Annotated in this window: 6 protein-coding genes and 1 pseudogene; 6 read left to right on the plus strand and 1 reads right to left on the minus strand. The window is 67.5% G+C overall.

The window, feature by feature from the left end:
* Positions 1–421 (minus strand): annotated as a pseudogene (locus G3N92_RS30345) (hypothetical protein); the annotation flags it as partial.
* Between the two features lie 359 nt (positions 422–780).
* Between G3N92_RS30345 and tssB the strand changes: the two are divergent.
* The 6 genes from tssB to G3N92_RS30375 all read left to right on the plus strand — a co-directional run.
* Positions 781–1302, plus strand: coding sequence for a type VI secretion system contractile sheath small subunit (gene tssB, locus G3N92_RS30350; protein ID WP_206131244.1), 522 nt, complete (start codon positions 781–783; stop codon positions 1300–1302).
* A 7-nt stretch (positions 1303–1309) separates the two neighbouring features.
* Entirely contained in the window at positions 1310–2806 is a 1497-nt protein-coding gene (gene tssC / locus G3N92_RS30355) for a type VI secretion system contractile sheath large subunit (RefSeq protein ID WP_206131245.1), read from the plus strand.
* Between the two features lie 99 nt (positions 2807–2905).
* Positions 2906–3397 (plus strand): type VI secretion system tube protein Hcp, encoded by a 492-nt coding sequence (locus G3N92_RS30360; RefSeq protein WP_241015115.1) that lies wholly within the window; start codon positions 2906–2908, stop codon positions 3395–3397.
* A gap of 81 nt (positions 3398–3478) precedes the next feature.
* Entirely contained in the window at positions 3479–4309 is an 831-nt protein-coding gene (locus G3N92_RS30365; protein ID WP_206131247.1) for a type VI secretion system accessory protein TagJ, read from the plus strand.
* Positions 4302–4814 (plus strand): type VI secretion system baseplate subunit TssE, encoded by a 513-nt coding sequence (gene tssE / locus G3N92_RS30370; RefSeq protein ID WP_206131248.1) that lies wholly within the window; start codon positions 4302–4304, stop codon positions 4812–4814. The genes G3N92_RS30365 and tssE overlap by 8 nt, the downstream gene beginning before the upstream one ends.
* A gap of 5 nt (positions 4815–4819) precedes the next feature.
* Positions 4820–5405, plus strand: a 586-nt coding sequence (locus G3N92_RS30375) for a type VI secretion system baseplate subunit TssF (protein ID WP_206131249.1), incomplete at its 3' end; no start/stop codon positions are given.

Here is a 5405-nt window from a genome sequence, read left to right on the forward strand (position 1 = left end):
TGTCCGCGGCCGGCGCGATGCGCGTGCCGGCCGTCTCGACCACCGGCGCGGCGCAGCCCGAGCGATGCCCGTCACAGGCTCGAACCACCTTGATCCAGCCGCGCAGCAGCGCGACATGCGCGTCGCGCGTCAGCATCGCGCGCGTGCCGGGGCCGAGCGCGAGCAGGTTGCCGCTCGCGTCCTGCAACTGGATCGCGCTGCCGGGCGGCGTCTCGACGATGTCGTCCTGCGCGAAGCGCTGGCCCGCCTGCGCCGTATACACGCTGGCCGCATGGATCGTCCTGACGGGCGCGCCTTGCGGATCGGCGTGCACGAACGTCCAGTCGGCCCGCGCGAGCGGCGCGACCGCGAGCAGCGCCAGCGGCGCGAGCCGCAGCGCGCCGATTCCTGCCATCCATTCGAAGGTTCCTGAAAGTTTCATTGCGTGCGATGCCGTGAATCCGCGCCCGGTTGAGCCCGGTTGAGCCCGATTGATGCGCGGGTACTGACTGAACAGCCGGCCCGGCCGGTTTATTCCATCGGCGTTCGGCCCGCCGAAACGCATGCGCCGTGGAATATCCCGCGCATGCCGGGTGTTCTGGTTCACGCAAGCTGAAACACGAACCGGCACGCGACCCGCATCGCTCGAACCGCTGAAAAAAAGTGGAATAGACGGCGACCCCGCGCTGTTCTGTGAGCGTGGACGACGGTCGCGGCACGACGCGGGTCCATCGCGATCGGGGTGTGCCGGCTGGCCGCGTCGAATCCCTGAAACCCAATGCACCTGAAAGGAGCCAGCGCATGGCAACGAGGCAGAGCAGTCAGAAATTCATTGCCCGCAATCGGGCGCCGCGCGTACAGATCGAGTACGACGTCGAGCTGTACGGCGCGCAGAAGAAAGTCCAGATCCCGTTCGTGATGGGCGTGATGTCGGATCTGTCCGGCGCGAACGCCGGCGATCTGCCGCCGATCGAGGAGCGCAAGGCACTCGAAGTGGACGTCGACAACTTCGACAGCCGCATGCAGTCGATGAAGCCGCGCGTCAACTTCAACGTGGCGAACACGCTGACGGGCCAGGGCAATCTCGAAGTGGACATCACGTTCGAGAGCATGGACGACTTCTCGCCGGCCGCCGTGGCGCGCAAGGTCGAATCGCTCGCGAAGTTGCTGGAGGCGCGCACGCAACTGGCCAATCTCGGCACCTACCTCGACGGCAAGGCCGGCGCGGAAAAGCTGATCGAGCGCGCGCTCAAGGATCCGGCGCTGCTGCAATCGCTGAGCGCGGCGCCGAAGCCCGCCGGCACCGAACCCGAACAGGAGTGATGGCGACATGGACAGCCAGCAACAACTCGCCCCGGCCGGCGCGCAGCTCGAGACGAGCGGCGCCAGCGATTTCGCGGCCCTGCTGAACAAGGAATTCAAGCCGAAGAACGAGCGCGCGAAGGAGGAAGTGGAAGCCGCGGTGCGCACGCTCGCCGAACAGGTGCTGCAGGACGCGAACGTCGTGTCCGACGACGTGACGCAAACCATCAACGCCTACGTCGCCGAAATTGATCGCAAGCTCAGCGAACAATTGAACCGCATCATGCATCACGCCGATTTCCAGAAGCTGGAAGGCGCGTGGCGCGGGCTGCATCACCTCGTGACGAATTCCGAAACGGATCCGATGCTGAAGATCCGCGTGATGAACGTCTCGAAGAAGGAGCTCGGCAAGAACCTCAAGCGCTTCAAGGGCGTGGCCTGGGATCAGAGCCCCGTGTTCAAGCGCGTGTACGAGGAAGAATACGGCCAGCTCGGCGGCGAGCCTTACGGCTGCCTGATCGGCGATTATTACTTCGACCACAGTCCTCAGGATATCGAACTGTTGCGCGGCATCTCGCAGATCGCCGCGGCCTCGCACGCGCCGTTCATCGCGGCCGCCGATTCGTCGCTGCTCGGCATGGAGAACTGGAACGAGCTGGCGAACCCGCGCGACCTGTCGATGATCTTCACGACGCCCGATTACGCCGGCTGGCGCTCGCTGCGCGAGATGGACGACGCGCGCTATCTCGCGCTGACCATGCCGCGCACGCTGGCGCGTCTGCCGTACGGCGCGAAGACGGACCCGGTCGAGGAGTTCGATTTCGAGGAAGACACCGAAGGCGCGGATTCGGCCAAGTACACCTGGCAGAACGCGGCCTATTCGATGGCGGTCAACATCAACCGCTCGTTCAAGCTGTACGGCTGGTGCACGCGCATTCGCGGCGTGGAATCGGGCGGCGCGGTGGAGGACCTGCCGGTGCACACGTTCCCGAGCGACGACGGCGGCGTGGACATGAAATGCCCGACCGAGATCGCCATCACCGATCGCCGCTCGGCCGAGCTCGACAAGATGGGCCTGATGCCGCTCGTGCATCGCAAGAACTCCGACGTGGCCGCGTTCATCGGCGCGCAGTCGGTGGCCAAGCCCGAGGAATACGACGATCCGGCCGCCACCGCGAATTCGAATCTGTCCGCGCGGCTGCCGTACATGTTCGCGTGCTGCCGTTTCGCGCACTACCTCAAGTGCATCGTGCGCGACAAGATCGGCTCGTTCAGCACGCGCGAGCAGATGGAGAACTGGCTGTCGAACTGGGTCATGAACTACGTGGACGGCGACCCGGTGAATTCCAGCGAGGAAACCAAGGCGCGCAAGCCGCTGGCCGCCGCGCAGGTGATCGTGGAGGAGGTGGAGGACAACCCCGGCTACTACACCTCGAAGTTCTTCCTGAAGCCGCATTACCAGCTCGAAGGGCTGACCGTGTCGCTGCGTCTCGTGTCGCGGCTGCCGTCCGGGCGCGCGACTTAAGCGGCATTCCGGCCGGCGCGGCGACGCGCCGGTCCCATCGTTCGTCGAACCGGCGAGCAATCTCATCAGCAACGCACAGAGGCAACTATGGCATTCGACATGCACCTGAAATTCGGCTCTGGTTCGGTCACGATCCAGGGCGCATCCAACCACTCGAAGCACAAGAACGAGGTGCCGATCATCGCGTGGTCGTGGGGCGTCAGCAACACCGGCAACCTGCACACCGGCGCGGGCTACGCGTCGGGCGGCAAGGCCAACATCCAGGACATCACCATCACGAAGTACATCGACAGCTGCTCGAACGCGATCCTGAACGCCTGCTGCACCGGCGCGCGCCTCGAAACCGCCTACCTGTACGTGACCAACGCCACCGGCCAGCAGACCGATTTCGTGACGATCGAACTGAGCGAGGGCGTGCTGATCACGTCGGTGTCCACCGGCGGCACCGGCTCGGACGAACGGCTGACCGAGAACATCACGCTGCACTTCGGCAAGTTCAAGTATTCGTTCCAGCCGCAGGACGACGAAGGCAAGGCCAGCGGCGGCACCAAGGATTTCACGTACGACATCCAGCAGGTCGCCAAGCAGTAAGCCGCATCGCCGTATGCGCACCGGAGCCGGGCCGCGCGCCCGGTTCCGTTCCCAGCCCCGCCAACCAAGGAATGTTTCGCCGTGAGCTCCCTTCCTGTCACCGCCAGCCCCGAAACGCTGCTCGCCAGCGGGCAGCTGGACGAAGCGCTGCGCGCGCTGTCCGCCGAGGTCAGAAGCCGCCCGGCCGACGCCCGGCTGCGCGTGTTCCTGTTCCAGTTGCTGGCCCTGCTCGGCGAATGGGCGCGCGCCGAGCGGCAACTGGCGGTCGCCCATGAACTCGATCCGCAGAACGCGCTGATGGCCAGCGCCTACGGCGCCGCGCTGCGCGGCGAGATCGAGCGCGCGGCCGTGATGGCCGGCAGCGCGCTGCCGCCGATGGTCGGCGAGGCGGAGCCCTGGCACGTGCCGCTCGTGCAATCGCTGGCGGCGCTCTGCAGCGGGCACACGAAGGACGGCCTGGCGTTGCGCAACCAGGCGTTCGACGCCGCGCCGCCGGTGGCGGGGCGCATCGACGGCGAGCCGTTCGACTGGATCGCCGACGCCGATCCGCGTTTCGGCCCGTGCCTCGAAGTGATCCTCCAGGCCGGCTACACGTGGGTGCCGTTCTCGCAGGTGCGCTCGCTCGATTTCGACGCGCCGAGCGACCTGCGCGACAAGGTCTGGGCGCCGGTGCGGATCGGCTGGCAGGCCGGCGGCGAGGCGGTCGGCTTCGTGCCGTGCCGCTATCCGGGCAGCGAGCATTGCAGTGTGGCCGCGCTGACGCTCGCCGCGCGCACCGCGTGGGTCGAGCAGGATGCCGACTGCTTCGTGGGCCAGGGCCAGCGCATGCTGGCGACCGACCGTGCCGAGCATTCGCTGCTCGACGTGCGCTCGATCACGTTCGACGCGCGCCAGGAGCCCCGCGGTGGCTGAACTCACGCCGCAGGAGCGCCTGCAGCCCTCGCTGCTCGACCGCCTGACCGACCTCGCGCCGCACGAGCCCGACGAGAGCCGCGAGCAGCGCGTGATCACCGCCGCGCGGCTGCGCGAATGCGTGACGCGCGACATCGCCGCGTTGCTGAACTGCACGCGCCAATGGGACGGCGAGCGGCTCGACGCGCTCGACGGCCTCGATCACGTGCGCAACTCGGTGCTGAATTTCGGCATTCCCGATCTGGCCGGCGCGACGCTGGCGGGCATCGATTCGGGCACGCTGCAGGAGCGCATCCGCGTCGCGCTGCTCGATTTCGAGCCGCGCCTGATCGCCGACACCGTGCAGGTGCGCGTGCACGCCGACGACACGCGCATGGACGGCCGTTCGCTGAGCTTTCGCATCGAGGCGCAGATGTGGGCGCAGCCGATGCCGCTCGGCCTCTACCTGCGCACCGACGTCGATCTCGAAACCGGCGAATTCCGCGTCGCGCAACACTTCGGCTGACCGTCATGGATCCCCGTCTTCTCCGTTACTACAACCGCGAACTGCAGCACGTCCGGGAAATGGGCGCGGAATTCGCGCGCGCCTACCCGAAGGTGGCCGGCCGCCTCGGCATGGAAGGCTTCGAGTGCGCGGACCCTTACGTCGAGCGCCTGCTCGAGGGGTTCGCGTTCCTGGCCGCGCGCGTGCAGCTGAAGCTCGACGCGCAATACCCGGTGTTCACCCAGCATCTGCTGGAGATGATCTATCCGCATTACCTCGCGCCGATTCCGTCGATGGCGGTGGTGCAACTGCATCCCGACGCGAGCGAGGATCTGCCGCCGGCCGGGCACGCGGTTGCGCGGCACACGGTGATGCGCAGCCTGACCGGCTTCGGCGAGCGCACCGCCTGCGAATACCGCAGCGCGCACGACGTGACGCTGTGGCCGCTCGAGCTGACCGAGGCGCGCTACTTCGAGACGCCGGCCGCGCTGGCCGCGGCCGGCCTCGTGCCGCCGCGCCACCGCCCGGCGCGGGCCGGCCTGCGGCTGCGGCTGCGCCCGCTGGCCGGCGTGCAGGGCCGCATGCTCGCGCTCGACCGGCTGCCGGTGTACC

The sequence above is a fragment of the Burkholderia sp. Ac-20379 genome, from assembly GCF_017104645.1.
Classification (GTDB): Bacteria; Pseudomonadota; Gammaproteobacteria; order Burkholderiales; family Burkholderiaceae; genus Burkholderia.